Source organism: Actinomyces israelii DSM 43320 (assembly GCF_000711965.1).
GTDB classification, from domain to species: domain Bacteria; phylum Actinomycetota; class Actinomycetes; order Actinomycetales; family Actinomycetaceae; genus Actinomyces; species Actinomyces israelii.
Genome location: NZ_JONS01000091.1, coordinates 1 through 2,578 on the forward strand (window position 1 = coordinate 1; position 2,578 = coordinate 2,578).

Consider the following 2,578-nt stretch of genomic DNA (forward strand, 5'->3'; position numbering starts at 1 on the left):
TTCACCGCCTACATCACCAACCGCACCTTCGACTACGACTTCGAGCACCTCCCAGTCACACCGCCACACACCGATCTTGTTTAATTCCAGCCAGATCTCGATCTCCACCGGGACCGTCTCACCACGTCTGAGCCTCTGCTCGCGATCGAAGGGATGGAACGGGACGAAGAGGCTGGACCTGTCGTCATCCACCGCTCGACGCGACGCTCTCAGCACCCCGTGCCCCCACTCGAACTCACCGACCCCATTAGCGTCACCGTAGGGCGCCCCCTTGACGATGACCGGGATGACATTGCCGGCGGCGTCGAGCTTCTGGCACTGAAGGAACAGGTCGATGTCATCAGCGCCGTCTGCCTCCACCCACAGGCGCAGCTTCCAGTGGCCCGCAATAGTGGTGTCCTCCGTGAAGACCATGGTGAACTGTGCACGGGACCTCCCGTCGTCTGCGGTGTAGGCCACTGACGCCTCGGCCGCCTGGGCGTCGCGGCTAAGACCCGCGTTAGCGGTGAGGTACAGGCGAACAGGCTCGGTGCCGGGTGGCGGGAAGCTGTCCGTGACGATATTGGTCTCGTCCTCGCCACCGGGATCAAGAACCGACATGCGAACACGCGGAGTGGATTCCCATCCGTTGTCAACGCCTTTGAGGTAGCGGTCGAAGAACCGCAGGAGGTCCTCCTGGTTGCGGTAGAAGTCGCGCCACTCGTGAATGTTGTGGATGCGCAGCCACTTGTCCTGCACGGTCAGCGCGTTGAAGGCGTGGATCGTTCCTCTCGTGTGGACCTTGTTGGTATAGCTGCTGACCACATAGGTCGGCACGGTGATCCGCTCGACCGCGGCGATCTTGTCCCTCCAGTAGTCGTCCATCAAGGGGTGCCGGTCGACCATCGCCGGCAGGTCCTCGCCGTACTGTCGGCCACGGAGCACGACCGGCACCATTCCGGCGAACTCTGGTGACGGCACACCGCCGGGAGCGACGGTATTCCGGTAGACGTCGGCGAATCCCTCCCACGGGGCCAGGGCCGCCAGGTGGGGAGGCCGCTGCGCACCGATGAACCACTGCGAGATGGACAGCCAGGAGTTCCCGGCGAACCCCACCTTCCCGTTGCTCCACGATTGCTCCGCGATCCACTCCACCAGGTCGTACCCGTCACGTCCGTCCTGGGTCCCCCATTGCGTGAACCTGCCACCGGAGTTGCCGATACCACGAATATCCGGTTGGATCACCGCATAACCGTGGGGCACCCACCATCCCGGGTCGGCCGCCTCGAATTTCTGCAGGCCGGACAGCGCCTGCTCGGGCTTCGCCACGCTGTCGAACGGCTCGGTCTTCCCGTACGGGCTCCAGGCCACAACAGCCGGCACCCGGTCCGCCCCTGTCGGGCGGAAGACGTCGGTGTAGATCGTTGTGCCGTCGCGAAGCCGCACCGGGACATCGCGCTCCACCTGGATATCGACTGGCAAGGGCGATGCCCCCTTGCTCTGCACACTGCCGGCTCTAAGAACCTCACTGGAGTAGTGCGGGGCCTTCTTGGGACGCCGGAGCTGAATGCCCACCACCCCGTCGGTGACCGAGTGTCGGCGCGTCGCCATGTACGCCTGCATCGCCAGACGGATGGCACGATTCTTGATCTTCTCCAGCATGATGCTCCTTCAGGATCCGGGCGCGAACGGCAGCAGCAGGTGCGAGTCGAACTGACCACCGGTATGGATGATGTGCGTGCCGCGGTTCTGGTTGTCCGCCTCCGGAAGGCCAGCGAGGTTGGGACCGCGCATGTTGAAACCGGCGATCTGGAGACGGAGCTGCTCGCCGCGGTGGAATCGCAGCCCGGTCGGCCACAGGGAGATGTCCACCGGGACGATCTGGCCGGGGGCGAGCTTCTCGGAGCGCGTCATCGCATGAATCGGCAGGCCGGTTGTGGACAGCCCGTGGTCGAGGGCCCGGAGCGACGCCCTCTGCCGTCCCCACGGGCCGTTGTAGCGGGAGCTCGCTGGCATGCGCCGGCTCACCGGCTTCAGGTCGGCCGCGGCCAGGAACGCCTTCTTGGCCGGATCCGGCAAGGGGATGACGATATGGCTCAACGGCTTAGCGTCGGCGTCGAGCTTGCGGACTCAGACGTGGATATCGGCATCGTCGTGGCCCTCGGCCTCGACCCACAGGCGCATGCTGACGTGCCCGATGATCTCGGCGTCGTGGTCGAATCGGTAGGTCAGGGCGGCGACGGAGCTGTTGTCGTCCGCGGTGTAGCGCACAGTGCTCTCCGCCTCGGGGAGCGCGTCCACCAGCGAGCCGGTGGCGCCGTCCAGGTACAGGGCGCGGTGCCGGGCCTGGGGCGGCGGGAACTCGCCGTACGCGCGGTTGACGGTGTCCTGTCCGCCGGGGTCGAGGACGGAGAGCCGGACACGGGGCGTGGCCTCCCACCCGTTGTCGACGCCCTTGAGGTAGTGGTCGAAGAAGCGGCGCAGGTCGGCCACGGATTCAGGCGAGTATGGCCGGAATTAAACAAAATGGCATTCTGGGGCAACTGCTGCGGGATTCCTGGTTGGCGTCTGCGGAGCACCTCGTATAAGATAATCTCAT

Annotated in this window: 3 protein-coding genes; all 3 read right to left on the minus strand. The window is 65.2% G+C overall.

The annotated features are described in order from the left end of the window. Positions 1-1,641: CocE/NonD family hydrolase (locus O145_RS15140; RefSeq protein ID WP_052375274.1), on the minus strand; the 1,641-nt coding region annotated here is incomplete at its 3' end. Positions 1,642-1,650: 9 nt separating this feature from the next. Next, positions 1,651-2,079, minus strand: coding sequence for a CocE/NonD family hydrolase C-terminal non-catalytic domain-containing protein (locus tag O145_RS19965; protein WP_156966826.1), 429 nt, complete (start codon positions 2,077-2,079; stop codon positions 1,651-1,653). Positions 2,080-2,109: 30 nt separating this feature from the next. After that, positions 2,110-2,472 (minus strand): CocE/NonD family hydrolase C-terminal non-catalytic domain-containing protein, encoded by a 363-nt coding sequence (locus tag O145_RS19970; protein WP_052375277.1) that lies wholly within the window; start codon positions 2,470-2,472, stop codon positions 2,110-2,112. Positions 2,473-2,578 lie beyond the last annotated feature (106 nt).